Raw genomic sequence first — 25390 nt, forward strand, 5'->3', positions numbered from 1 at the left:
ATACAAGTCCTCTAGAACCCGATTTCTGAGGGGGTCTGGAAAAGCCCAGATAAATAGAAGCTATTCCCAATAAAGCCCTGTGGAAAACGTCTGAAGCCCTTGCCCAGCAATTGATCTGAGGGGGTCAACGAAATAATGCGGTTTTCGAGGTTCGGCAGACCCCCACGAATCGTAGAGGTTTCACCCAGCATAGCCAACCCATTCGGCTATGTCCATAGGCTTTCAGGAAACCTAGAGGCAGCGGGGGCTGAAGCCTAAGCGTACCGTGATTATTACGTACATATTAAGCATAGTTGCGCGATTCCGGTTGGTTGGGTTAGGGTGATCGCTAGCTGAGGTACACGCTTCAGTCAGATCCTTGAAAACCGCATAGCGTCGTTGCGAAGTGTGTAGGCCTTGGTCCGTAAGGCCTCTGCATCGTAGAGTTAAGGCTTAAGGCTATCAGAGGCCATGGATTGCGCTTCGGATTTCTGAAGTGTGTATTCGGTGGCTGAAGTCGTTGAGCGGTAAGGCGTCTGAATAGGTGCCTTACATTCCACTTACCCCGCAAGCGATTATGTTTGCTGTCAAGGGCGGTTATTGAAAAAACGTGAGAATACAGCGTTGCAACAGTGGGTTCTCACCGTCTTTTTGACGGCAAATGTTGAAAATCAATCACACTCCTCTATTCTCTCTTTTCTAGTGTTAAAAAGGAGCAACAACTCATCTAAATTGATCAGAAAAAGGTTCTACATTTGCACAGAAAAAAGCGCTGTGACCATTGAAACTAGGTCGTTTGGAAGAATGCTGTGACTTTGTTGTCATCCCAGGGTTCATTCTTCTTGACCATTGCGTTCAAACAGATGATAAACTTTCTCATACACGCAATAATCGCCACTTTCTTAGCTTTCCCTCTGGCCAGTAGCTGTTGATAGAAGGCACGAATCGGTGGATTGCACTTCAGCGCTGATAAAGTGGCCATGTATAGCAGCGCCCGCACCGCGCCTCGACCGCCCCAAATACGTCGCTGTCCCTGAAAGCGACCGCTGTCTCGATTAAAGGGCGCAACACCGACCAACGCTGCAATCTGTCGCCGATTGAGCGTACCGAGCTCCGGCAACAACACTAGAAAGCTTGCCGAAATTAGCGGGCCAATGCCTTTGGGCGAACGCAAAATAGACTTGCGCGCTTTCCACTCAGAGACTGAATCGCTAAGGTCTGCTATTTTCTCATCAAGTTGTTTTATCTTCTTTTCTAACCAGTCGATATGCTCACTCACTTCATCTCTGGCTGCACCCTTCACCAACAGTGTCCGACGGTTCTTCTCCGCGCTTAGAATCTCAACTAACTGCTGCCGACGCGTGACCCACTGCTTTAGCTCGCTTTCGGCGGCAGAGGCAAAGACTGTCGCGGCAGGCTCGGTCACCTCACCGTACTTGGCAATCACATAGGCATCAATCGGGTCGGTCTTAGCCAGCTTACTCAGGGCTCTGGCTAAGTCTCTGACCGGACGTGGGTTGACCACGCTTACTCGGATGTCATGCTGATGTAGCCTCAGCGCCATTCGTGCCTCGTGGCCGCCTGTGGCTTCGCAGACAACGGCTGGATCCGGTCGTTCTAATACCTTTTGCCTCAGCGCTTCGATACCTGCCGCATCGTTGCTGTATGAGCAATACGTTTCTGCGCTCAGGTCATACACATCCAGCTTGTCTTTGCTGACGTCTATGCCTATCCAATTCACCGGAGTTACCTTAGCTGATGTCGTCATATGATCTCTCCTAAAGGAGTACGGTATTGAGGCTCCATCCACTGCACTCTACCTTGCGTGATCCGGTCTCCCATGGGAACCTGGCGATTTTTTCGAGCTCTCAGTTCGATGAATAGTAGCGGTAACCTTGCTTGCGGTCGGACTATGATGAGCTATCATGAACGGGAGGACCTGGTCTAGTGCTACTACGCTTAGCGTATTTGAGTAGACTCCTAAACAAACCCGTTCTTAACATTTGCTCATCGGTTCTAGGGGATGACGGTCTCCTGCTACACCTCTAAACATACAAGGGGACGGAAACCCATCGACACTTGACATTGTTGGAGCAAAAATTCGTTTAGAATCCACTACCCCGAAGGGGAAACTACCCACACAAAAACAGGGCATACACATGACGTACACCCTTGCCAAATTCCCTATATGTTACTCGGCTTAGCGGTTTTTCTCCCTAATGCTATAACCAAACGCGTTTACTATAATCACAGTTTTACCGCTAGCTGTCCTAAATCTAACTATCGGGCTGCATTCACAAATTTTTGATGCAGCATTTTGCATATTGGTACCAAATTCTTTTAGCTCTAAATCACTCTGCTTATAAGCCAACGGAGTTACTACAACATCGACCAGTCCCCTGCCATTTTCAATACTGATCTCATTAATCAAAGCCTCTGTAGGGTCTAATTCTGAAATCACATCCTTAAAAGCTCTAATTTCTTCAGCATCAAATCCTCTCTTATCCTTCTTTTCCCTTTCTGCTTCCTGCTGTGCTGCTATTGCTGCCCTAGCCTGCTCTTGTAATTCTGCGTTTCCCTGACTAGCTTTCCATTCAGATCTAAGTTCAGCACGCCTGACTTCAGTTTGACGATGCTCCAGCCAGGCAACGCCCACCCCGCCGACCAAGATCAAAAATCCTAGACAGCCAGCTGTAATGAGCGCAGGGCGTTTCCAGTTGCTAGCGGGTTTACTAACCAAGCTTTTGGCTTTGAACTTTTGACCGTCAGACATAAGAGAACACAGAAACCAGCGCTCTTATTATTCAGCAGGGTGTCAAAACAATTAGCATTAGATAACTACATTCAGACCTTCAGTTAACTAACTCCACCCCCCACCCAACCCCACCCCCGACCTTAGTCTCGTATCTCAGCACCGAAGCCTCCCAAATGCTCCACTAAGGTCTGGTCGGGAATGCAGGGGATGCCATGGCGGAAAGTCTTTAGGAAATATACTCAGACCAGATTGCTCGCACATAAACTCAAGCTCTTGTCCGCCAAGGATTTTCTCTCAAGGGGCTGACTGGCTGTTAGCGGTGCACTAATCAAAGTAGATTGTAACGACCAGTCTCACCGGTCCGTCATTAACAATGCTCTACTTATTCCAACCGAATTGGCGGCTCCGATGCCTGCATTTGTTAGTCTGCCGCGTTTATGACTGATTTGAATTCCGGCGTTTCAGCAATGCTTGAAAAGTACGGGTTACTGTCGATGTACTTAGCCCAACTGGGATCTCGGGCAATCAAGCTGCTGAGCTGTTCAAGTGCCCCATCAGCCTCCCCTGTCATCGCTAGAACACAAGCCATGTTATACATTGCGTCGTTGATCTCGCGGTCCTCACTTGCTAGCTTTTGAGCCAAGACCAAACTATTCTTGGCTTCTTCAAGACGTCCAACCCGTTTCAGCATTGCAGAGTAGTACGCGTACAAACGAGAAAGCGTATTCTTGGGAAGATCGTCCGGTGCGATTGCAATTGCTTGAGCGTAGTTGCGTAGGGATTCATTGTTAGTTTCATCGCCGCCTCTTTTGTTCGCAAGATTAATGCCGAGAATGAAGTGATCTTCCCAATCTCGAAAGCGAAATTGTTCTGTTGTGTGTGCAGATGGGCCAGTGATCCGTTGTAGTGCTCGAACGCTCGTCAGCACATCCTCCAGTATTTCACGATCAGTACGTTCCTCTTGCTTCGATGTTTCGCCAGATGTCTCTTGTAGTTTCTTGAGGTTGTGGTCCATGCCCGACCAAAGACCATTAAAGATGTTATTTAGTAGCGTTTTGTCGAGTTGTCCCTCTGGAAGAGACGAGTTAACTGCAGATGCCAACGCGAAGAAGCCATCTCGGTCGGCCTCTACGGACTGAAACTGCGCAAGTGGAAAAGAAAGGTCGGCCTTTTTAAGACCGAGAAGCAGAGGAATCACGCGTGCAGTATTTAACGCTTTGGCAAGCGATCCGGCCTCAAACAGTAGCCAAGGTGCATTTAGATTCTCAGGTGTGAGGCAAATGATACCAAAATCGCTTTCCTTTAGGCTCAAGGAAAGCTGCGAATTCCACTGTTGTCCGGCCTCAATATCGCGTTCTGACATCCATGGTTCCGCTCGCTGCACAACCGTCTTGATCCATTCGTGTAAATGTACCGCAAGTGTCTTACTACGGGAACCTGACCAGGATATGAATACTTGCATATGAATTGTTTTCTGCGGACTAACAATTTATTAGATCTACTTTTTCCATATATCTACCCCATACGAGCTGGATATATGGATAGTCCGCACTATATCCACCTTACCCGGTTAGCTATATGGAAACTTGCAGTATATTACGCCCAGATTAGATAAAGATCTGGAAAGTTCCTACATATCTTCCAGAGCTCCTATTAGCGGATTAGCTACTAACAACCGCAACGGGCCTGTAGCCTTCCAGGGCCTTCAGCGATCGCATCAGAACCGCAGCATCAGGTTCTGTGATCATGTCTCCCTTTTTGCCACTAGCAGCTTTACATAAAAACGAAAAGTACCCTTGAGGGTACTATCGGCATCTAGACCTAAGTTTTATACTTTCTTTGTAGCTTAATTAGATTGAAAGAGACAACTATAAAGCCATGGCCGATAAAACATTTCATGGATATCTTCCATCTTCTCTAAAAGAAGTAAAAGTTTTTCTTAATCTTCTGCATATCCCTAATAATTTCATCCTAAGCGGCTAGAAATATTACCAAAAGTTGCATGTACGGTTTTGAGGAGAAGGATAGGCTATATGTAAAACCTATCCCTTTACCCGACTGTCTACAGCACCTTGATATGATAGTGATTATTTTGGAAGCCATTAGTACATGAAAACTCTAACTTTACAACAATAAGAATTTATGGGTTCCGATATTTTTGCTTTATTAGGTGTAATAGCAGGTCTATTAGCTACAGTTGTATCTGCTGGTATCTCAGCTTTTAGTGAGAGACGAATAAAGGAATCTAAGATTTCTCGACTAGATCTAACTGAACCTACTGAAGATTTAGCTAGGGATTGTCGTCTTTATGAGCTTCGCAGTTCGCTACAGCGCCAAGAATCAATTGCTCGCCTAAATAGTTGGGCTGATTCATTACTTACCTTTGGACAATACATCATTGGTGGGCTGCTTGCTTCATCATTTGTTCAGGACTCAGCACCTAAGCAAGTAGTTGGCATCTTAGGAGTACTTGTTCTGTTGTCTTCATTAATCCGTCAGAGGTATCGACCTGATATCAAAGCTGTAGCCGCAAAGCGCAGAGTCGTTCTCATCCGCTCTTTTATCAGAGATGTAGAAGATAATCTTTATGCACTCAATAAAGGACAAGGCAATGCCCCATCAGTTCTTTCAATAAGACAAAGAGTTACTGAACGTTTGTCTAAATTTGACGAGATAGAACTTATCGACACCCAGGAAGACGAGGGCGGAAATGAAGCGGACTAATTGAGCTGCCGTGCTCTATCCAATGCTTAAGCTGGTCCTGTAACGAATAGCCTTTCTCAAGGCTAATATCTGGTGGAGCCACCAATGGCCGAAATCTCTGAACTAGGCAGGCTTTTTGATCTGCAGATAAATTCTTAAAAAATTCATGTGCCAAGCACTTTTCAGCGACAGCCCTGGAAGGGGTTAGCAAAATACTCCCAACATAAACACCTCCTTTTAAGGAGTACCCTTTCCGAGGAATTATCGACGAAAAGTATTGTTCGTAGTAGCTTATTTCCGGATCAAACACAGGGTTCAAGCTAGGCTCTGCATCAGCCAAGCTTTTCTGGTCTCACTGGTCAAACCAGTGGCTTACCTCAAATATTCAGTTAAACGGTTCCAAGTGTTGTAGGGATAGAGCACTCCCGGCAAGGATACCCGCTTTTGAAGCGGTCCTATTCATCAAGCCACCGGCTTTGCCGGGGGTGTGCTGCCTGGAACCTTTTATGATCCGCACTCCCTAAATTATAGAAAATAGCTGACAGTGTTCCAAATATATTATTCTGAGCCAAAATAATAGGGAGTTTTCCCACTTATGCTATGCCTCAACCTTCTGGCCCTCAACTTCCCTTAAATGAACGCCTGGCAGAAATTGCTGTAAAGGCTATTGCTGCCGGTGGCCTCACAGCAGGTGGTGCTAATGCATTTTGGGAACTGATTATGAAGGACGATGGTAGTGTTGTTAACGCTATTGCATCACTGTTTATCGGGTTGAGTATTACCTATGGAACCAAGCTACTACAACCCATCCATCAAGGAAACGAAGAACGACTATATACGGTTGGGAAAAAACTTAATAAAAAAATCGACCGTGTAGGTGCTCAATTAAACTACGAATACTATAAGAAATCTTATTTGCAGTGGCAGGCATGGGATAGCCAATCGTACCGACCTGAAGGCATGGCTCAGCATGAAGGTATCTTTACTCCCTTGATCGAAGAAGTTTTTGTACAGCTAGTACTGGATTTCAACGCCAGCATACCAGGATTCAGATTTCACTTAAAAAGTCTAAACTTTTCACAAACTCGAGATCATCAAGTTTTGAGTATCTGGAGTTTTATCCGCGAAGCGGAAAAGACCCGTCCTTACAGGCAACTAGCTATTTTGGCCTGGGGCGGCTATGGCAAAACCACTTTGCTTAAACATGTTGCCTACATATATGGCACTAGGCAACAAGGAAGATTTAATGCACCAGCTCTTATACCAGTACTACTTGTGTTACGAAAGTATACTTCCATAATAACACAAGCTCCCTCCCCCACTCTAGTTGAAATTATTGAAAAACACCACATCCCTGACTTGCCTAAGGAAGGAAATGACCAAGAACTACCTCAGAATTGGGTAGCTGATTTTCTGAGCAACGGCCAAGTAATAGTCATGTTCGATGGCTTTGATGAAGTTCCTAAACATCAACGTCCTAAAGTTGCCAGATGGATTCATGCTCAAATGCATAACTATGGAAGTTCCATCTTTATTGTCACCTCGCGCCCAAAAGCTTATAAAGAACAAGATGCTGTTGATCGTTTAGAACTTTCTACGGTCTTGTGGGTGAAAGACTTTGACGAAAAACAACGGTATGATTTTGTGAGCAGATGGTATCAATGTCAGGAAAAATATGCTCATGGTGGTAGAGAGACTCCCGATGTCAAACAACTTGCTGATAGAGCAACCAAAGATTTATTGAGCCAAATCGAAACTCGTCAGGAGCTCAAAGACTTAGCCAAAAATCCTCTATTACTCAACATGATTGTTGCTTTCCATCGACGCTATCCAGGGGCAAAGCTACCAAAACGACGAGTGGAGCTGTACCAAGAGATTTGTTTACTGCAACTGCGAGATCGGCCGCGTACTCGCAAACTCGAAACACTGCTAACTGATTTTAGAGCCCAAAGTATCTTGCAAATGCTGGCACTAGATATGATGGAACGGCGATATAAGCAAATTTCTCGTATAGAATTAGTTCCCCTTTTACAAAGTTTTCTACAAGAGCAAGAAGAATTGATAGAGGCCAAAGATTTTTTGGAACAGGTAATACGAGTTAGTGAACTACTCGTGGAACCAGAAGACGAGGTCGAATTTGCTCATCTTAGTTTTCAAGAGTACTTAGCAGCTAATGAAATTGCAACTAAAGGACAAGAAGTAAGTCTCTATAATCACTTTGACGATGATTGGTGGAAGCCAACCATCTTGTTCTACGCTGCTCAGGTGAATCCTACCCAGCTAATTCGCGAAATGCTAAAGAGGGGAGCTATAGATTTGGCATATGCCTGCTGGCAAGAAACGACGAAACGTCTTGATCCAGACTTAAAAATAGTAATGGAACATGAAGGTTTGCAACGGGCTCTGAAGTCCTCACGCTATCAAAGACTGGAAGAGTATTTGAAAAACGGTCAGTGGAGAGAAGCGGACGACGAAACATATCGCTTAATGATTACTACTGCAGGCAAAGACGCTGGACAGCACTTGAACCCTGAAGAGCTGGAAAAAGTTTCCTGTGATGAGCTAAAAAGTATTGACAATTTGTGGAGCAAATATAGTAATAAGAAGTTTGGCTTTAGCATACAGAGCGACATTTACCTAAACAATATTAGCCACAGTTCTAATAACTACCATTTCTACCAAAGAGTAGGTTGGCTTGAACATATCAAATACGACATATCTTCTCCAAGTGGTCATCTTCCGTGTGGTATCTTTTTTACGGACACTTTGAATTGGGAGGATGAAGGTATAGCGCTTTTGTCCTTAAGAGTCTCTACTCTCATGTGGAGAATTAAACAGTGCGGCGTTATATAACAATAGTCCGGACAGAAAAGCGAGATAAATAGGCAGAAACGCTATTCAGGTTCTAAGGTTTTATTAACAGACAAACCAACCTGAATGGATATGACATGCATCATACCGGGTCTACTTTGAACAGTAGGCTTTTAGCAAACCTCATCGTCAATTTTTAATCACCCTGTTTACGACGATTCATCTGATGCGTGGGAAGGTGATCTTCATGAGCCTGAATCGCTATTGTGCCCTCTAAAGACGAGTAATCTGAGCAACGAACCGTATCCGTTCACTCCCCAACCAACCGTTGACGCTGCCCTCTAGCACCCTGAAAATTCTGATCCAGAAGCGTGAGCATCTCCCTGGGTAACTTCTTGGTGATGTGTGCTGCGGGTTCATGAATCCATTGAGTTTCATTGGTGCCCATGGACGAAATCCACTGACGGCAAGCATCGTTAGCTTTTTTACCTTTACCGAAGCCGTAACGCCTGGACAGCTCGGTGATGGTCACACCATCGTATTTCTCGGCACGTCCATGAGCATCAAGAATGACGGTCACTGGCTTTTCCACCTCAATAACCGCTTCAGGCTTACCAAAAGCTAAGGCGGGCAATGCTGGGTTGATAGCAGAAAGCATCTGGGTGGCCGAGGCAAGACGCTCACGGGATTGAGCTAAAGCTAACTCTAAACGCAGCTCTTCCAATCTCGCGTTCTGGGCAGGAATGACCGTTTCGGCTTCTCTGGTCTTAGCCGCAAAATAAGCTTGGGCTGCTGCAATTTCTGGCTTACGTGGATCGCCATTCATCGCAGTCAGGTATGCACCGTAACGAGTCAGTCTGAAATCATTTATTTCTCGCTTAGCCCCTGAGCCAGTTTCGACCATTTTCGAGGCTCCTCGAAAATGGTCAAACACTTCATTACCAGAGTTTTCACAGGCTAACGTTGCCTTTTCGATAACCTTGCCAAACCGGTCCCATTTTGGATACCCCAAAGGGGCACCTAATTCTCTGGCGTTCCAATACTCCACGCCATGGCTATCAACCCTGCGCAGCTCATCAAATATGGTTTGCGTAGCGACAATGTTAGACATCTCAGTCACCCTCTGGTTTGCCTTCCAATAACAGCCCTTCGTCAGGAGTGAAAACCAATAGATCTCCTGGCGTTATAATCTCGTCTCTTTCTTTTTGGCGATACGCGACAGTCAAGCCGTTGCAGAGCTTATTTAGGACATCGCCTGAAATCTGTTTAACCACATCAGAATTCTTGAGCTTCGACACGGTAACGCGATGAATTCCGGCGATCTCAGCCAAGTCATTGTTTGACAAGTTAATCTCTGCCATTAGCTGTCGCAGTCGCCACTGAATACCAGTTGACTCAGGTGCGACGGATTCAGATTCCTGCTTGATAGCCTTTCCATTTAATGGCGGATCAAAATATTCAATCAAAGCCTGCTCAATGACTGGCAGCAAGTCTGCATCAGCAAACAAGTACGCAATTCTGATGCCACCCATTTCAGATAATTCGTCATACCGATGATGGCTACCCCATCGTTGCCGAGGATTGATACTTCGTCCTACATATTGAACTGCCCCGTCGGATGCGATCGCAAAGTAGATAGCGGGCTGTCTTGGGAATGCACCCTTCTCATCAAGAGGGAGCCAAGGCAGCCCATCAATTCGAATGTTAGCTGGATTGATCATTGCCGCCCCCTGGCTGATATTCTTCCCCCTCAATCCTTAGTAAGTCATCAATAGAGACTTCTTTCTCACCCCGCCACGACAGCCAACGAGCAAGCTTTACCAACGTATCCCAAGAACCTCGCTCAGTACCCTTGCGAATCGTCGTGATGCTACGAGGATTCATCCCAAGCTCTTTGGCCGCCGTCTCGATAGTTACGTTCTCAGGCCAGAAGTCTTTAATATCAAGGGTTACTTTCACGAGGGCAATTCCCAAATCCATGGATTACCTCACAAAAGTACAGTTCGCCTAGCTAATCCAATAAGGGTCTTAGCCAGTTCTTCACTCATGTTATCTTAAAATCTTTATTAGTCAACCTCTTAAGGCATTAGGTAGTTAAAGCCCATATCAAGTCCTTGCAATTAATCTAAGCTTTAACAGCAATAGACACGTTAGTTTATTTCGCTAATGCTTTTTTAGCCTTGGAAACTGCAAGGGCTTTTTAAGCGTTACTAAGACTCTTCCAGTGAATTTTTCAATAAAATAATCATGTCTTCAATCCCTTTAAGGGGGGTAGGACATTTCATCAGCAGTTCGGCATCCTCTAGGGCATTGCGTAAAGCTGCTGGCACGGCTCTTTTATCAATTAAGGTTTGCAGAGCAGCTAGGCCTTGCGAAGGGTTACCCAAGGCTACGGTATACAGAGCAATTATGGCGTTGTCCCAGTCATCATCGTCAGTGTATAGCGGCAAAGCTTGTTTCCACAGTTCTCGGGCACGGTTGAGGTTGCCCTGGATGGCAAAAGAAAGGCCTAAGCCGCATAGAGGTCTCCCCCATTTTTTATTGAGTTCAATTGCCTGGTTGAAGCAGTCTGTGGCGGTAGGGAGATTATCTTGAATTAGATAGAGCCACCCTAAGCCATTGTGGGGAGCAGCGGCTTTGGGGTCGAGTTCTATCGCTTTCTCATAGGCGGCAATCGCCTGCTCGTAGTTATTCTGGTCGCTGTAGACCATGCCTAAGCCATGGTGGGGATAGACGAATTTGGGGTCGAGTTCTATCGCTTTCTCATAAGCGGCAATCGCCTGCTCGTAGTTGTTCTGGTCGCTGTAGACATTGCCTAAGCCATCGTGGGGAGCAGCGTCTTTGGGGTCGAGTTCTATCGCTTTCTCATAGGCAGCAATGGCCTGCTCATAGTTGTTCTGGTAGCTGTAGACATTGCCTAAGCCATCGTGGGAATAGGCGGCTTTGGGGTCGAGTTCTATCGCTTTCTCATAGGCAGCAATGGCCTGCTCGTAGTTGTTCTGGTCGCTGTAGACATTGCCTAAGCTATGGTGAGGAGCAGCGAATTTGGGGTCGAGTTCTATCGCTTTCTCATAGGCGGCAATCGCCTGCTCGTAGTTATTCTGGGCTCTGTAGACATTGCCTAAGCCATGGTGGGGATAGACGAATTTGGGGTCGAGTTCTATCGCTTTCTCATAAGCGGCAATCGCCTGCTCGTAGGCCTTAAAATTCTTTTGGATTGCTCCTAGTCCGTACCAGGCAGAACTATTGTCTGGATTCAATTCGGTGGCCAGCTCAAAAGCCTGTTTGGCCGGTTCAGAGGCCATAGAGCCATCTTTCCAGTCTAGTTGGAAGCCTAGGTTCTCCAAATCGTCACTTAATTTGCGTGTCAGCATCACCGCTCTGTCAGGTATTTTCCGCTGAGCCTCTAAATAGAGGGTTAGAGATTGCTCATAGTGCTCCTGGCGAGAGAGCAATCGCCCCCGCTTGAGGGTTAAAATGGCTTGCCTCTCTTCTGCACCGTCACCAGTTAGCCAATTCCGTTTAGACCACTTTTCTAACTCTTCCAGTAGGTCTGCTTCGGCTTCTACTTCTGCTTGGGGGGCTAATCCCATCTGTAGTCGCTTCAACCGTTGTTGCTCGGCTGTCGAAAACCGCCGTTTAAACCCGACTGCTACCTCCAGTAATTGACGGGTCCAGCGCTGATTGTATTCCCAGCCTTCCACTACCCAGGGAATCAAATTGCGCCAGCCTGCCTGGTCTTGAACACTGCTATCTTGCCAAAAGCATTGGTAAGCATAGTCTATCAACAGCTGGGCAATATCCTCATCGGCTAACCACTCCGCCCGATCAGTGAGTTCCTGAGTAGTCTGTTCAATGCGTAGCTCTAGGAAGGTTTGCGCTCGTTCATTTAACGTCTGTACCAATGGCTCCGAGTATTGTTCTGGATTAAGGAGATATTCTCCTAAAAAGAACTTCAGTTTGTTATCTAACTGCAGTTCTTCATCCAAAATAAATGAATAGCGTTGCCGCAACTCCTGCAGTCTTGGGTTTAGTTGCTCCACATCTAACATAGCCCGCAACAAGTTTGGCTCTGGACGCCGCATCATTGCTAGCGCAGAGACCGCTTGACGATCATCTTGGTGCTCTGCCCCCAGACAATGCATCAAGAATCGCTCACTCATTTTTCGAATGATTTGATAATGTGCGGGTTGCGGTGCCTCACTATTCAAGGAAGCGTCTTCCGGTGGAGCAATCATGTCGTCAAAGGCAACCCCTTTGGCCCATAGCTCTGCCGCCAGGTTGATCACAAACGGAATACCTCTGCTGAACTGTGATAGGGCTTCTGCCTGGGAGTCATCAATCGGACGCTCTGGCACCTGGCGAGCGAAGAACTGCTGCAGCTCATCTACTCCAAATTCCCTCAGAGGATAGGCATAGGCCTGGTCTGAAAAATCTTGACGATAGCCACGAAAGTAGGCTTGTCCTCGCTGTCCGCTATCTGCCAGGTTGGCTCGTCCGGCAATGACCCACACTGTTTGCCCACCGCTCGCCTGAATTACCTGACGCAGTGCATAGTCACAGAGCGGGGTATCGACAATTTCATAGGTATCTAACACGATGACCAGTGGTCGCTTTTTAGCAGCAGCTGCTAGTCCCTCTCCCAGGGCTACCGCCAGTTTTTTCTGAGGACGGGCATAGATTTCTTGTTCTTCTGTCGTGAGTGCCTTACTCACTAAGCGATTGATTTGAGATAGACCTTCGGCACTTAAGGTAATGCCAACCTTGGCTAACCGTTCTACCGTGGCTCCACCCAATGCTGCTGCGATCGGTCCGGTTTGGGTAGCAGCAGCAGTTTTTACGGCCCAGGCTAGGCCCTTGGCACCCAAATCTAATATCTCCTGCTTTAAGGCCTCTTGCCCTGCCTGAGGCGGTTGTTTGAGTTGCTCGTCAACCTTCTGTTCGAAGGTCTGAATTTCTGCTAATGCCTGGGTAAAAGCTTTTAACTCACCAAATTGAGTGGACACTGCCCGATGAAGCACAGCCAGCACCCCCTCAGGCTGAATCTGATCGTGGCTTACTACGATTTCTGGATCGTTTTTGTGCAGTTCCCAATCGATGTACACGGTCTGGAACTGATGTCGAGATAACTGTTCTGCCCCAAAGGGTTCCTGCTCAGCAATTCGCTGTAATTCTTTGACTAAGGTGGTTTTTCCCATGCCACCCTCACCGTAAAAGAGAAAAATGGCGGGTTGCTTCGGTTGTGAAGCGGTTTTACCCATTAGCTTCATCACCGTTGGCAGCTGTCTCGTAGCCCAGGATGTTTGAAAGAGACGTAGTACCTGCCGAAACTGCTCCTGCTCTTGCCTACGACCAATAAAAAGCTCTTGAGCCATGTTCAGGTGATAGATAAGTGATGTGTATAGACCTTACTGCTTCGATTTTGTAGTAAGTGATTCAAGCCAAGCCTAAAGATTTTCTGAATTCCTGGCCCTATGGTTTGGTTAGTCTTCCAATTACGGCGGGTACCTGCCTATTAGCCTTAATCACTACGCTCTTCTTCTGGATGGTAATCATCGTCTTCAATAACGAGCAGATCATCCAAAGACACGGTTTCACCTGTATGCCATGACAACCAACGCGACAACTTCACCAGAGTATCCCAGCTCCCTCGCTCAGTCCCTTTTCGAATATTCGTAATTGATCGGGGATTCATGCCAAGCTCCTTGGCAGCTTTTTCAATGGTGACCCCTTCAGGCCACATGTCCCTGATTTCAAGCGTTACTTTCACGTTTATTAAAACAATCATAGGCAACCATCTATTAGTACAACCCACTAGGTAAGGCATCAAGGGCATTAATTACCTACCTAAATAGTAACTTAAAAACTTAAATAATTAAGAACTTGACTCATTAAGTACTTAAGGCCCATAATTGAATTATAAGCAAGGACTGAAAGAGCTCTCACCTTCCTTCAGCCCTCTAAACCAAAACCTTCTGTTACAAGGATTTGACCTAATGAAAACTCTAACCCCTGACGTAATATTCGTCGCCCCCCTGCACCGGGTAATTACCGCACCCACCTGTCAGGTAGACAGCCCTAGCGAATATCACGCGATCGCAGACAACGCTTTAGATATCTCCCCTCTCGACGTCGATCAATACTTCATCACCCTGCAACGCCTAGACATCTGGCAGGACCCTGAAGCCTTACACCCAGGCTATGCAACCTTAGAGCTAACCCTGGAGCTGGGGAGGCTAGCCTCCCCAGCCAAGCCCAGAATCGAAGACTGGGTGTCTGACAACCTACCGGGTTGGCACATCGTTGATTGGGCCATGGCAGAGCCAGACGATGAGTTTGAGCCGATGCCTTTCTAACGATTGCCTTGTGGCCGCTACCTCTACACAGCGGCCCCTACCAACCCTACGGAATTTAGAACGATGCGAATATTCCTATACACGTTGTTGTGGCTTGTTGTTTGTCCCCTATGGCTACTGACTCAGGCCTTGGACAAAGGTAGCTACATCGAAGGTCAGTTCAGTGATCTTGAGGTTCATCTGAAGCTTGAGATTGAGTCGAAGGTCAAAGCCGCTGTTAATGCTTGGGCGGAGGCTTGATGATGACACACTTCACCCGCTTAGCTGTCCTGTGTCCATTGTGGGCAACCGTTAGACTCACCCAGTCTTTGCTACAGCGTTGCAATCGACCCCATGAGGCCAATGCTGTGAGTAAAGCAGCCTTACTCCTAAAGGCAGATATTCAACAGCTCACCCAGCAATATGGCGGCCCTGTTATTCACGTTGAGACCGTTACAGAAGCTATGGAGACCTGGCAGTTTGTCTATGACGAACAAATCCCTTGTGTCATCCAGTTAGCTGGCCAGCCTGAACCGTGGGCGGCATTCCCGTTATCTCGACTGCTGAAGGGGGTGTCATGAAGCAAATCACCATTCCTATCAGTCCCGACCAATCAGATAAGCAACTAGAAGCGTTTGTGATGGCGCTGATCCATGGCTACGGGTTATCTGCGGTCCTAGATGCGATGTTCGAGGGCTTATTGCATCACTACGACGAGATTCGATTAGACCACACCATTCAACGCCCCGTCCTCGATTCGATCAACGTGGCGAGTGTGATGGCTGACCAGTTACTACAGAAGGAGGAACAGAGCGATGACCAACGTAACTACACGACTTGGAAGGTTAGCTAGGTATTCCATCTAGGACAATAGACGGACTGACGTTGGAAAGGCCCGATGCATTGTCCGTTAGTTGGGATTGGCTCTACCCTACAAGGGTTTCTGCAGAACTATCGTCCGGTCTTTTGCCGACAGGCCGGGTTTGACCATGTCAGTCGTTATATCAATGGCCTGTTGTTAAGCCCAAATAAGACTCTACAAGGAATATACGCTCAAATCGTCTGGCCAGAGGGGACCCAGGTGAGCCGCCGAGCGATGCATGAATCGGTGTTCGAATCGCGATGGAGTCGCGATGAGCTCATGCGTCGACATCGGGCACTGGTGGCCCCCCGCTATCGAGGTCGTGGGCGAGCGGTGATTAGTCTGGACTGGACCTATTCGTATCATCCCTACAGCCGCAAGATCTATGGAGCCAAGTCCGCCTATGATTATGTGCATAGTGGTTGGAGTCGCTATCAAACAGTGGTCACCGCTGCCATTGCCAATCCCCATCGGGTGGATGGCTTAGCGGTTGAGGCGCAACCGCCCAATTATCAGAAAGCAGAGTTGGCGTATTTAGCGATGACACAACGAGAGCATTACGAACAACTTGACCAGGTGCGAGAGCGATTGCTGGAATTACTCCATTATTATTTACACCAACAAAGCTATCAGAAACGAACGGAGATGGTGGTTGAGAGTGTTCGCACTATCGAAGCCGAAGGGCAGTACCCTCAAGCAGATTATGCCTTTGACCAGGGCGTGTTGACTCGTCCGTTAACCGAACTGATTGAATCTAAAGGCAAACATTGGGTCAGTGAGATTGAACGGACGCGACTGATTATGTGGAACCACACCTGGCAGCAGGTACAACACGTGGCTCAACAACTTAAAGAGAGTCATCCTGAGAGTTTTCGACACAAGAACGTTCGTTGCCGAAACAGTCAATATCGAGAGGTTTGGGCATTTACTAAAGTTGTTCGTCTCAAAAAATATGGTCGCAAACGTATTGTCATTGTTCATGAAACTGAAGACCTCAGTGATGCCCCTCGTTTTCTCTTAACCGATGCCCTGCATTGGGATGCCAACCGGACCTTTTCTACCTGGACCTTTCGATGGCCGATAGAAACCTTTCACGAGTTTGCCAAACAGCTGACGGGCTTTGAAGACGCTCAGCTCCGCAACGAGGAAGCGGTCAAACGCCACTTCTGCTTAAGTTGTATAGCGCAGTCTGCCCTTCAGCAAGCCAGCTGTTATGGACAAAAATCTGAGCGGTTTGACTTTGCTGATCACAATCAGCAACCCATCGGCCAGCGACTGTACTCCTTGTCTCGGGATGCCTTCGAACAGGTGGTCCAGTTGATTCATCGACTCACGGGGCAAGGGCAATCGGTTGATCTCATTATGGAGGTCCTGATGCCGAGCTAACCCCCATCTCACCAGTTATTTTTCTCTGCTCGTAACCTTCCAAGTCGTGTAACTAAGACTCTCATTCGCCTCATTTTCCTGTCTGTACTATGGGCATTAGTACGCTTTACTCTTTTCTGCCTGGAAGTGTCTGAGTTGAACTGGGAAGCGTGTGCAGTGTCGGGGGCTGAGGACCATCTGATCGTGAAGATACAGCGGTTGGTCAAAGCACTAACACCCAAGTTCATCAAGGCCTAACCCATCGCAACGAGGAATGCCGGTTCTCTTTGGAGGACCGGCCTGTTGTGCTATGCAGACACCTAAGACCGTCCGAATCTATACCCGTCTGCTCGACCATGGCCACGAATGTGGTCGGCTATGGACCCTGCTGCGTGCTCTGGATACCCAGGGCCGTGGTTGGGTCCTGTTCGATTACGCAGAGATAGCCAACCTCATGGGCGTCTCTGTGAGGACTGTTCAACGATGGGTGAGCCAAGGATTAACCCGTGGATGGTTCCGTGGGCGTCGGTGGATGGATAGCCAAATAGAACTCTATCTATCGGGTATTAGGGCAGTCAAAAATACCTTGGGTGTGGATGGCTTGGGTGCGATCGCAGATGTATCCATAGACCACCTTGGCCGATCAGAAGCCAAAGCATTGTGTACAGCATTGGAAGCCCAGTATCGACAACGACAAGCGTATTGGGCTGCCAGAAAAGCGAAGAAAGGACAAGCCAAGAAATCAGTTTTGAAACCGTGGGAGATGGCGACCTCTGACAAATTGCCAGGGGAAAATAGCTTGGTTGTGGTTTCAAATGGATTTCAGATACCCGGTTGTTCAATTGCAGGATTAGCCAAAGCAACAGACTGGAGTCAGTCGACCATTAAACGACGATTGAGTAACCGGTGGAGATTGGACAGGGATATTGAACCTATCCAAAAAAAGAGAGTGGCTACTGAGCTGGATGATCCAGAGCTGTTGTTCTTGCTTAGAGAGTCTGGGTGTGGTTTCCTGGTTACTGAGAATGTTGTAGGTCATACTCGCGTGCTTAAAGTGCTGAACGATGAGGCCTCTCTCAGGTTAGTGAGCTTGGGGTGCAACATCTATGCCCAATCCCATGAGCTTAGGAGTTGTCGGAGTTTAAGAAGAAGAGTAAAGCGGATGCTAGCGCAGGATGATGTAGCAATTTAATAAGGCTCATGTTTGTCGTTGAGGACAGAATGGTGAGGTGTGGCTGGGATGAGATGCGTGATCGCAGTACTGAGAAGGGGCTTATCGACTAACCCACGAGATCGCAGCGCATGAAGGATTTCTAAGGCTGAATTAGAGGACCGCTGGCTCAAGGTCAAGTATGACGACTAGCTCCCAATAAAAACGAGGACCCTGCCAGAGTCCTCGCCGCATTAGAGATTATTGAAAAGGGATTAACTGACTAGTCCGTGAGACTACGCCTCAGGTTACCCGAAGATTGCAAACGTCATCACTAGATTTTTGCAACGGAACCACGCTTTGTAGCTAAGCCGAGGCCGCCGATTGCCAGAAGACCCAAGAGTGTGGCTGGTTCGGGAACTGATTCGGATGGAGTAGGATTAGAACCAATGGTCAAATTGTCTAATGCCATACGCTGCACATCGTTATCCGTATTGGTCCCACCATCTTCCAAACCAAAGGCAATAGAGCTGATGTTTAGGTCAGACGTAATCCCCCAAAACACATCTTGAAACTCTGGCAGGAAGAAGTTGTCGGTACTCCCATCCCCAAAGGTGACAAAGGCAAAAGTCCCAAAGACCGCTTCTGCTGTACCTTCAATATCAAAACCAACACCAAAGACTCCAGAGCTATCACCTACAGATGTGGACGTAAAATCCAGTAAGAAAGAACCATTACAGCCCGCGCAGTAATAACGATCTGAGGCCTGACTGGGAATAAAATTGTCGTCAGCCCCTCCTGTTGTTGTATATTGAGTTTCCCCAATAATACTGCTCATATTGGCGTCTGAGTGTATATCGAAAACAGCAATATCAAATATGTCGCCAGCCGCGTAGCCAGGATCTGAGTAATCATCAACAATGAAAGTCTCCAGTTGATTTTCAAACGTAGGGCGATCTGAAAAAATGGTAAAGGCTACAGCCGACTCTGCGACAGCAAAACTCATCACGGCTGTACCTGTCAGTGCCATTAGACTTTTCTTAAACATCTTTTCTATCTCCAAAGTTCTTATGTTGAGAAAGTAAACACTGTGAACTTTCCCTATCTTGAAACGGACACGATAAGGATTCAGTACTAGGCAGCAATGCTGCTCGAAGCATCAATGCGTCAACTGCGCGGTTGGGGGCAGGTGCTGAGCAATTTATCCTTACAAATACTTAAGCTCTACAGAGAATCCTGATTCATACCTTTCAAATTCTTTGTACGCTATTTGTCGAACTGGTTCAAGCGAAAATCCGTGTCTTCACTTAAGGCAAATAATCAAATTAACTCTTTGAAAAATTCCGGATCGTTCGAAAAACTACAGGTGAACAGAATTCGCCAAAGCTGATTCACACCTTCAGCGGTCATGAACTTTACAGACAGATCATACTTTTAAGAACTGGTACGAGGGAAACTACTGAAGCCTCAATCGCTAAAGCATCACCTCTTAGCCATCAAAGACGCCTTCAAATCCCTAACCAACCACTCTAAGGTTTTGAGCCTGGGGTGCAATGTCTATGCCCAGGAATATGAGCTACTGAGTTGCCGAGGAACTAGAGGCAGAGTTCGGAGAAAGTTGAAGAATCTAGGAAATTAATAGGTGTCAAGTATGGGAATTAGGACAGAACGTTAGTTTCAGTATGCGCTAGATCACAGAACGTTGAGTAGTGGATATTTCTTCATTTCTATAGCCCTGTTTCACTCCTACTAGAGTCCGCAGTTAGAGCTTTATTCAAAAACTTCAACTCAAAAAAAACATAAATCAACCTTGAGGATTGTCCTAAGTGTGGAAAGCGCAATACGAGATCAACTCAGCAAAAAGAACAGTGAACCGATGTCAATATAGAGGAGAATAATCATGAGAGATGAACGCAGTGAAGCTCTTGAGTTAGCTCGCTGGCAAGCTATGCTAGGGAATGCCACTTCGAACCAAGTTGTTACAGCAAAAGTTATTAAGGACGTGCGCCTCGGAGCCAAAATGGCATGGCAAGTTCAGCATGGATTCCAGGGGGTCAACGGTCCATGGTTTGATAAATATGATGATGTTAAGAATAAAGTGGCCTGGAACTCAAATGAGGGATGGTATGCAACTGTTGAAAATCGGGTTGTGGTAAAAACCCTAGATACCGGGCATAGGCTTTCAGACATGTATGAATCCCTAAGAATTAAGCTCGGCAAGCTCATCAACGAGTATGAGGACCAATCCATAAACTATGATGCGCCGTGGGAGTATGTCCGGATACTTCCGGCGGGGTCGTGCGGTCTTGATACTTCGAAAAATAAAGGTCGATTAGTCGGCGCTCACGGTGGATTCCTATATCCTGGTACATATATGTTCGTCATATGTATAGACGGAAATATCAGGTATTTCCCAAACGACGACAAAAATTACGAACATGGACAAGGTACAAAGCCTTACCTGCAATATCTTCCACACGCTGCATTATCTAAGCATCAACCAGTGTTAGCCGCTGGCAACTTCTGTGTTGATGTTAATGGCAGGATCGTGTGGGTCACCTCAAATAGCGGCCATTATCGTGTCGATGACAACATGTGTCGAGATAACTTTATCGCAGCCCTAAAGGTCATAGGTTACAAATATACCGCTAAGGAATACAAGAAAACTATGAAAAAAGAGGAGATGAAAATACTGCAAAGTCTGGAAAACGGTAATAGTCTGTCAAATGAGTTAGTTTATCTGCACTACCCGGTAAACTTAGCTTTTCAGGATTATATGAAAAAGCTAAAAGAGACATCTCCTCCCCTAAAGGGGGTCCGGGGGCCAAGAACCTTGCTCATTACCACTATCAAGTCAGCTGCGAACTATATGTCTGAGCAAATAAGTATATCTAAAAAAACAATATTACCATTGTAGAAACAGCTAATAGGAACTGCGCTCACAAACCAAGAGACCGCTGCTAGTCTTGGGGGCGATATCCCTGCTCCTACCGTAGCTGCATTGTGTGGCTGGCCGGTGATGATGCTCCGCTGCACTGGAGTGAATGCTTGCAAGGGTCCGTTAGAGCGGCTTATAGGGGGTGGGCATAGCGAGGATTTTAGCCGGTCCTGCTTTAGTGGGGCTGGCATTCTGGTTAGTCCCCTTGTATGTTTAGAGGACTAGAGGGTAGCTCAGACAATAAACCCCCCTGGCCGATTGGTCACCAGAGGGGGCAGGTCAACTATACGCTTTACGCTTAACTACCATGACGTACTAACGTACACCAAGTTCCCACACGATGGCATCGCCTTGGTGCAGATGTGGGCGAGGGTCAAGACAGTTGCCCCTGTCCTGGCCCTCTTGGCAAATCCTTAACGTACAAAAAAGATTGCCTAGAGCAAAGTACAGTCAATAAGCCCATAACAGTTAGGGAAGCGAACCCCTGGTGCATAGCCCTGGCAACGAATCAGTGATGTTACGGTTGCGTGTGACAGCCGTGTAATATCGGCATTGTCCAGTACCCGTCATGTAGCACAACAGGGGCAAACAACAAACGCGATCGCATGTACCAAAAAGCGAGCTAAAATTAAAGCACCGAGCGGGTTAGCGGCCCATGTGCTCGGTGCTTTTGAGTAACTGAGAATTGAAGAATTCACTATGAATATAGCACAAGAGCCAAAGCCTTACTTTGAGAGACAGGGACTTATTCTTGATTCTGGGCTACCGCCAAATGAGCGATTTGTCCTGCTGGTTATCAATGAGTATTCTTCAGCCGATGGTACCGGCGCATTCCCTAAGCAAAAGACCATTGCAGACAAAACAGGATATAGCCGCAAAACAGTAAACCAATGCATTAAACGGCTAGAGGCTAAAAAATTAGTTAGTCAAACGAGAAACTATCGCGATGACGGTGGATGGAGAAATAGCAACTACGTAGTCCATTGGGATGAGGTAAAAACTTGTGGCGAAACCGCGAAGGCCAATAAAATCAACGCTGTAACGGAGCGTAACAGGGGGTGTAACGATTTTATACAGGGGGGTGTTACGGAGCGTTACAGCAGATCTACCCATAATGATCTACCCAATTCATCTCATTCATATGGAACAGTGTTTTCTTCGAAAAGCACTCACTCGCATGAAGAAGAACTTTTTTCTAATTCTGGGAAAGAAAAGCCAGAGGATAACTGCACGTCTACTCAGGCTGATACATCACCCAATGGCCGTATCTCAAATAGCCAAAGTCAAAAATCTTCCGCCGAAAGTTTAAGAAAGACGAACATCCCTAAGCCAATTAAAAGGCGATTGTTTGATGGCACATTTGGTTTGAGCTGCGACCATAATGGGTGGCTCAAGTTACCTGAAACTTTAGAGACTGATCCTCAGTATCGAGATGTAATTGGGCTGATGAAAGCTCAAACGCTTGTTTGGCTAAAAGTTTGGTTTGTCGAAAATTACGCTGATGACCTGGATTTGTACGTAGAGCGAGATTTTGATGACGACATTTACTCAATTAGCGGCAAGGACTTCGAAGAGGTCTCGTATGACGAGTTTTTGGACAAAGATGGGCCAATCTCTATTCAGCTAATGAGGGACGTGGTGGATGACCGCGTAGGCGGGTTCCAGGAAGAGTTCAATCAGAAGCTCAATAAGCTGTTTTGGGCGGCATGGCATAGGTTTGTGAAGCAAGCAGCCTAACCGATCGCGATCCACTCACCCAATCTGTGTACTATATACAGGACACACTTGGTACCTTATGAAACTCATCCTTGCCACTGCCATCGCCGTCCATCTGTTATCCGGCGTTGCGATCGCGCAGACCCAGCAGCCCCAAACCCAGTAGCAACCCACCCAACCCAGCGACTGCGATCCGCACTACTCCGGTGCCTGTATCCCGGTGTATGAGGCCAGGGAGGATGACGTGGATTGTGGGGAGATTGAGGACCGCAACTTTACGGTGGTGACGATTGGCGAAGACCCGCACTGGTTGGATGGCGATAAGGATGGGGTGGGGTGTGAGGAGCGTTAACCCCCCAGCACCACAAACATCCCCTTCAACACATCCCCCGTCCCTGCGCTCTGCCCTGCTGGGGGTTGCACTGTGGACAGCATCACGAACTCCCCAGCCACACCATTCAACGTTGCCAATAACTTCTGTTGCTTATTCACATCAGGGGCTGCCTTGGGCTCGATGTGATAGCCCTCTAGGTAAATGCTGCTGGCTGGGGTGCCGGGTAAATCCAAGTCTCTAGGTCTCTGCTCCTGAGATACTACAGCCGTAAATTGAGCGGGCACTGTATCCTCTACCCGATTACCTTCGACATCGCTGTAGGTTCCCTGGCCCACCTCATAGGTCACGGTGAGATTCGCGTCAGCAATAAACCGAGCAAAGATACACTCGTACCATTGAGGTTGTCTGATGGGTGGCTTGAGAATAAACGCCCCAAACCAAGAGGCCCCATCATCTTCACTGATCTCCCAGTTAGCCCCCAACTTGAAGGCTGCATCAGGAAGGCTGTGCTCTGTCTTCTCAAACACGCCCAACCACACACGCCATTGCTCAAAGAAGAGTCCCTGGGCTTCCTGGATGTCTCGGCTGCCTTGGCCCAGGCTGTCGGCGTTGGGCATTAGGCTCAATTCAGTGCTGTTGTAGCGAAACTTGCGGAAGTTCGCGCCAAGTTGAACCCTGCGCTTAACGGTGTACTTATACTTCGAAGCAGTCAGTGGCATGATGTCTCAGGAGCGTTGCGATCGCACCCAGTCTAGCGCGTACAACAAACCCCGCCAGCTTCAGGGCTAGCGGGGTAATGGCCTAGGCTACAGCCAAAGGGCGAGCAAAGGTGACAATGTTGTTAAATGTTATGGTCTGTGAGGCTGGTTAGATCGTCCTAATCTCCCAAACGTCGAGTGCCATTACATCCCCTTGTTGGTGGAGATGACCGGAATCGAACCGGTGTCCGCCTGGGTAAGTGATAATCACCTACACGATTAAAGTATAGCAATTGAGCCCAAATTGAGATCGGCTATACTGTAAATGAATATATTAAGGTCGATAATTTATCATGGAAGAACAACGAAGCGAAGGAGATATTGCAAAGAGATCTGAAGAGGCAAGTTTAGGTTCTGAAGTTCTTAAGCAAGGTGAACGAGTAGAAATTGAGGTTGAAGAAGAAGATGGCGTCAAAGAAACAAAGGAAGCGTCCAGCGAAGCAGGTTCAGAAAAGGAACGAAGAAGCGAGTAAAGGCTCGCAAGTAATTAAAAAGGGAAAGCGTGTGAAGGGATCATAGCTGCACTAAATTGTAATAGTTAAGACTTTATCTGACACAACCTGTAAACTCACACTGAATCAGGAGTGTCACAATGAATACCCAAGACAAGATCGTCAAGAATCGCTTAGGCATCTTAAATCTAGCCAAAACCCTCGGCAACGTCTCCAAGGCATGCAAAGTGATGGGCGTATCGCGAGATTCGTTCTATCGCTATAAAGAACTCTACGAGACCGGTGGAGAAGCGGCTCTACGCGACATTGACCGTAAAAAGCCCTGCGTCAAGAACCGAGTCGACCCAGAGGTAGAAGCCGCCGTCGTTGCGTTTGCCACAGACCAACCGGCCTACGGCCAGGTGCGTGTCTCGAATGAACTGAAGAAACACGGCCTCTTTGTCTCTCCAGGCGGTGTTCGCTCTATTTGGCTACGGCATGACCTTCAAACGTTTAAGCTCCGGCTCAAAGCACTGGAAGCGAAAGCGGCTCAAGACAACCTAATCCTCACCGAAGCGCAGGTAAAAGCCCTCGAAAAGGCGAAGGAACAAAAGGAAGCCCATGGGGAAATAGAAACCCATCATCCGGGGTATCTAGGCTCTCAAGACACCTTCTATGTGGGTCACATCAAAGGCATCGGACGGATTTATCAGCAAACCTTCATTGATACCTACACTCGGGTGGCTCAGGTGAAGCTGTATGACCGTAAGAATGCGCTGGTGGCCGCTGATACGCTCAATGACCGAGTAATCCCATTCTATGAGGAACAGAGCATTCCATTACTGAGGATTTTGACGGACCGAGGCACCGAATATTGTGGCAATGTCGAACACCATGAATATCAACTCTACCTGGCCATTGAAGACATTGACCATACGCGAACGAAAGCCAGATCACCCCAAACCAATGGGATTTGTGAACGCTTTCATCGCACCATTTTGGAGGAGTTTTATCAAATTGCGTTTCGTAAAAAAGTCTATCAAAGCCTTGAAGACCTACAAAACGATGTGGATGAATGGATAGAGTATTACAATTGGGAACGACCCCATTCAGGTCGATATTGTTACGGCAAGACGCCCATACAAACCTTTCTCGATAGTGCGCATTTAGCAAACGAAAAACAATTAGATCAATACGGAGAAAAGAGTGTAAAAAATCAAACACAACCTGACAAGTCTCTAAGTGTCAGATAA

The 25390-nt window shown here is 47.1% G+C and carries 23 protein-coding genes; 12 read left to right on the forward strand and 11 right to left on the reverse strand.

Annotation, left to right across the window (positions count from 1 at the left end; all coding sequences use genetic code 11):
- Positions 1–766: 766 nt before the first annotated feature.
- From SPB21_RS07740 to SPB21_RS07750, 3 genes are all read right to left on the reverse strand, one after another.
- On the reverse strand, positions 767–1747 hold the full coding sequence (locus SPB21_RS07740; RefSeq protein WP_499865561.1) for an IS110 family RNA-guided transposase: 981 nt from the start codon (positions 1745–1747) through the stop codon (positions 767–769).
- 432 nt (positions 1748–2179) lie between these two features.
- A complete protein-coding gene (locus SPB21_RS07745) occupies positions 2180–2752 on the reverse strand; it encodes a hypothetical protein (protein ID WP_499059895.1) in 573 nt (190 codons plus the stop codon).
- A gap of 403 nt (positions 2753–3155) precedes the next feature.
- Entirely contained in the window at positions 3156–4196 is a 1041-nt protein-coding gene (locus SPB21_RS07750) for a toll/interleukin-1 receptor domain-containing protein (protein ID WP_499866211.1), read from the reverse strand.
- A 680-nt stretch (positions 4197–4876) separates the two neighbouring features.
- Here SPB21_RS07750 and SPB21_RS07755 point away from each other — a divergent pair.
- Positions 4877–5458 carry a hypothetical protein gene (locus SPB21_RS07755; protein WP_499866212.1) on the forward strand — a complete coding sequence of 194 codons (582 nt, stop codon included), beginning with the start codon at positions 4877–4879 and terminating at the stop codon, positions 5456–5458.
- Positions 5459–6037: 579 nt separating this feature from the next.
- Positions 6038–8290 (forward strand): GUN4 domain-containing protein, encoded by a 2253-nt coding sequence (locus tag SPB21_RS07760; RefSeq protein WP_499866213.1) that lies wholly within the window; start codon positions 6038–6040, stop codon positions 8288–8290.
- A gap of 268 nt (positions 8291–8558) precedes the next feature.
- Here the strand turns inward: SPB21_RS07760 and SPB21_RS07765 are convergent, their stop codons facing one another.
- From SPB21_RS07765 to SPB21_RS07785, 5 genes are all read right to left on the reverse strand, one after another.
- Positions 8559–9359: a BRO family protein gene (locus tag SPB21_RS07765; protein ID WP_499866214.1), complete on the reverse strand. Its 801-nt coding sequence runs from the start codon at positions 9357–9359 to the stop codon at positions 8559–8561.
- A 1-nt stretch (position 9360) separates the two neighbouring features.
- The gene (locus SPB21_RS07770) at positions 9361–9969 is read right to left on the reverse strand and encodes a helix-turn-helix domain-containing protein (protein ID WP_499866215.1); all 609 of its coding nucleotides are present in this window, start codon (positions 9967–9969) and stop codon (positions 9361–9363) included.
- Positions 9953–10228, reverse strand: a complete 276-nt coding sequence (locus SPB21_RS07775; RefSeq protein ID WP_499866216.1) for a hypothetical protein — start codon at positions 10226–10228, stop codon at positions 9953–9955. The genes SPB21_RS07770 and SPB21_RS07775 overlap by 17 nt, the downstream gene beginning before the upstream one ends.
- Positions 10229–10458: 230 nt before the next feature.
- Positions 10459–13623 (reverse strand): tetratricopeptide repeat protein, encoded by a 3165-nt coding sequence (locus SPB21_RS07780; RefSeq protein ID WP_499866217.1) that lies wholly within the window; start codon positions 13621–13623, stop codon positions 10459–10461.
- Positions 13624–13769: 146 nt separating this feature from the next.
- Entirely contained in the window at positions 13770–13943 is a 174-nt protein-coding gene (locus SPB21_RS07785; RefSeq protein WP_499866218.1) for a hypothetical protein, read from the reverse strand.
- Positions 13944–14244: 301 nt separating this feature from the next.
- On the opposite strand from SPB21_RS07785, the gene SPB21_RS07790 reads away from it, so the two are divergent.
- From SPB21_RS07790 to SPB21_RS07815, 6 genes are all read left to right on the forward strand, one after another.
- A complete protein-coding gene (locus SPB21_RS07790) occupies positions 14245–14604 on the forward strand; it encodes a hypothetical protein (protein ID WP_499866219.1) in 360 nt (119 codons plus the stop codon).
- A gap of 63 nt (positions 14605–14667) precedes the next feature.
- Positions 14668–14844: a hypothetical protein gene (locus SPB21_RS07795; protein WP_499866220.1), complete on the forward strand. Its 177-nt coding sequence runs from the start codon at positions 14668–14670 to the stop codon at positions 14842–14844.
- A complete protein-coding gene (locus SPB21_RS07800; RefSeq protein WP_499866221.1) occupies positions 14844–15164 on the forward strand; it encodes a hypothetical protein in 321 nt (106 codons plus the stop codon). The genes SPB21_RS07795 and SPB21_RS07800 overlap by 1 nt, the downstream gene beginning before the upstream one ends.
- Positions 15161–15436 carry a hypothetical protein gene (locus SPB21_RS07805; protein ID WP_499866222.1) on the forward strand — a complete coding sequence of 92 codons (276 nt, stop codon included), beginning with the start codon at positions 15161–15163 and terminating at the stop codon, positions 15434–15436. Before SPB21_RS07800 ends, SPB21_RS07805 begins: the two co-directional genes overlap by 4 nt.
- Before the next feature lie 45 nt (positions 15437–15481).
- Positions 15482–16831, forward strand: a complete 1350-nt coding sequence (locus tag SPB21_RS07810) for a transposase family protein (protein WP_499865454.1) — start codon at positions 15482–15484, stop codon at positions 16829–16831.
- A gap of 289 nt (positions 16832–17120) precedes the next feature.
- Positions 17121–18002, forward strand: coding sequence for a helix-turn-helix domain-containing protein (locus SPB21_RS07815; RefSeq protein ID WP_499866223.1), 882 nt, complete (start codon positions 17121–17123; stop codon positions 18000–18002).
- A gap of 292 nt (positions 18003–18294) precedes the next feature.
- Here SPB21_RS07815 and SPB21_RS07820 read toward each other — a convergent pair whose 3' ends face one another.
- The gene (locus SPB21_RS07820) at positions 18295–19008 is read right to left on the reverse strand and encodes a PEP-CTERM sorting domain-containing protein (protein ID WP_499866224.1); all 714 of its coding nucleotides are present in this window, start codon (positions 19006–19008) and stop codon (positions 18295–18297) included.
- Positions 19009–19860: 852 nt separating this feature from the next.
- Between SPB21_RS07820 and SPB21_RS07825 the strand changes: the two genes are divergently transcribed.
- Together SPB21_RS07825 and SPB21_RS07830 are read left to right on the forward strand one after the other, a co-directional pair.
- A complete protein-coding gene (locus SPB21_RS07825; RefSeq protein WP_499866225.1) occupies positions 19861–20877 on the forward strand; it encodes a hypothetical protein in 1017 nt (338 codons plus the stop codon).
- A 720-nt stretch (positions 20878–21597) separates the two neighbouring features.
- Positions 21598–22635 (forward strand): helix-turn-helix domain-containing protein, encoded by a 1038-nt coding sequence (locus SPB21_RS07830; RefSeq protein ID WP_499866226.1) that lies wholly within the window; start codon positions 21598–21600, stop codon positions 22633–22635.
- A 97-nt stretch (positions 22636–22732) separates the two neighbouring features.
- Here the strand turns inward: SPB21_RS07830 and SPB21_RS07835 are convergent, their stop codons facing one another.
- Together SPB21_RS07835 and SPB21_RS07840 are read right to left on the reverse strand one after the other, a co-directional pair.
- Entirely contained in the window at positions 22733–22921 is a 189-nt protein-coding gene (locus SPB21_RS07835; RefSeq protein ID WP_499866227.1) for a hypothetical protein, read from the reverse strand.
- 41 nt (positions 22922–22962) lie between these two features.
- Entirely contained in the window at positions 22963–23667 is a 705-nt protein-coding gene (locus SPB21_RS07840) for a hypothetical protein (RefSeq protein WP_499866228.1), read from the reverse strand.
- 332 nt (positions 23668–23999) lie between these two features.
- On the opposite strand from SPB21_RS07840, the gene SPB21_RS07845 reads away from it, so the two are divergent.
- Together SPB21_RS07845 and SPB21_RS07850 are read left to right on the forward strand one after the other, a co-directional pair.
- Entirely contained in the window at positions 24000–24179 is a 180-nt protein-coding gene (locus SPB21_RS07845) for a hypothetical protein (protein WP_499866229.1), read from the forward strand.
- A 119-nt stretch (positions 24180–24298) separates the two neighbouring features.
- On the forward strand, positions 24299–25390 hold the full coding sequence (locus SPB21_RS07850; RefSeq protein ID WP_499866134.1) for an IS481 family transposase: 1092 nt from the start codon (positions 24299–24301) through the stop codon (positions 25388–25390).

Origin of the sequence: Leptothoe sp. ISB3NOV94-8A, from assembly GCF_043421595.1 — a bacterium.
In the GTDB taxonomy this organism is placed as follows: Bacteria; Cyanobacteriota; Cyanobacteriia; order Phormidesmidales; family Phormidesmidaceae; genus Leptothoe; species Leptothoe turfae.

Coding starts and splice junctions, on each gene's coding strand:
- SPB21_RS07770 (WP_499866215.1), bottom strand. CDS start 9,969: ATGATCAATCCAGCTAACATTCGAATTGATGGGCTGCCTTGGCTCCCT.
- SPB21_RS07800 (WP_499866221.1), top strand. CDS start 14,844: ATGATGACACACTTCACCCGCTTAGCTGTCCTGTGTCCATTGTGGGCA.
- SPB21_RS07755 (WP_499866212.1), top strand. CDS start 4,877: ATGGGTTCCGATATTTTTGCTTTATTAGGTGTAATAGCAGGTCTATTA.
- SPB21_RS07825 (WP_499866225.1), top strand. CDS start 19,861: ATGAGAGATGAACGCAGTGAAGCTCTTGAGTTAGCTCGCTGGCAAGCT.
- SPB21_RS07740 (WP_499865561.1), bottom strand. CDS start 1,747: ATGACGACATCAGCTAAGGTAACTCCGGTGAATTGGATAGGCATAGAC.
- SPB21_RS07795 (WP_499866220.1), top strand. CDS start 14,668: ATGCGAATATTCCTATACACGTTGTTGTGGCTTGTTGTTTGTCCCCTA.
- SPB21_RS07745 (WP_499059895.1), bottom strand. CDS start 2,752: ATGTCTGACGGTCAAAAGTTCAAAGCCAAAAGCTTGGTTAGTAAACCC.
- SPB21_RS07840 (WP_499866228.1), bottom strand. CDS start 23,667: ATGCCACTGACTGCTTCGAAGTATAAGTACACCGTTAAGCGCAGGGTT.
- SPB21_RS07805 (WP_499866222.1), top strand. CDS start 15,161: ATGAAGCAAATCACCATTCCTATCAGTCCCGACCAATCAGATAAGCAA.
- SPB21_RS07845 (WP_499866229.1), top strand. CDS start 24,000: ATGGAAGAACAACGAAGCGAAGGAGATATTGCAAAGAGATCTGAAGAG.
- SPB21_RS07830 (WP_499866226.1), top strand. CDS start 21,598: ATGAATATAGCACAAGAGCCAAAGCCTTACTTTGAGAGACAGGGACTT.
- SPB21_RS07810 (WP_499865454.1), top strand. CDS start 15,482: ATGCATTGTCCGTTAGTTGGGATTGGCTCTACCCTACAAGGGTTTCTG.
- SPB21_RS07750 (WP_499866211.1), bottom strand. CDS start 4,196: ATGCAAGTATTCATATCCTGGTCAGGTTCCCGTAGTAAGACACTTGCG.
- SPB21_RS07815 (WP_499866223.1), top strand. CDS start 17,121: ATGCAGACACCTAAGACCGTCCGAATCTATACCCGTCTGCTCGACCAT.
- SPB21_RS07780 (WP_499866217.1), bottom strand. CDS start 13,623: ATGGCTCAAGAGCTTTTTATTGGTCGTAGGCAAGAGCAGGAGCAGTTT.
- SPB21_RS07765 (WP_499866214.1), bottom strand. CDS start 9,359: ATGTCTAACATTGTCGCTACGCAAACCATATTTGATGAGCTGCGCAGG.
- SPB21_RS07785 (WP_499866218.1), bottom strand. CDS start 13,943: ATGAATCCCCGATCAATTACGAATATTCGAAAAGGGACTGAGCGAGGG.
- SPB21_RS07850 (WP_499866134.1), top strand. CDS start 24,299: ATGAATACCCAAGACAAGATCGTCAAGAATCGCTTAGGCATCTTAAAT.
- SPB21_RS07820 (WP_499866224.1), bottom strand. CDS start 19,008: ATGTTTAAGAAAAGTCTAATGGCACTGACAGGTACAGCCGTGATGAGT.
- SPB21_RS07790 (WP_499866219.1), top strand. CDS start 14,245: ATGAAAACTCTAACCCCTGACGTAATATTCGTCGCCCCCCTGCACCGG.
- SPB21_RS07760 (WP_499866213.1), top strand. CDS start 6,038: ATGCCTCAACCTTCTGGCCCTCAACTTCCCTTAAATGAACGCCTGGCA.
- SPB21_RS07775 (WP_499866216.1), bottom strand. CDS start 10,228: ATGGATTTGGGAATTGCCCTCGTGAAAGTAACCCTTGATATTAAAGAC.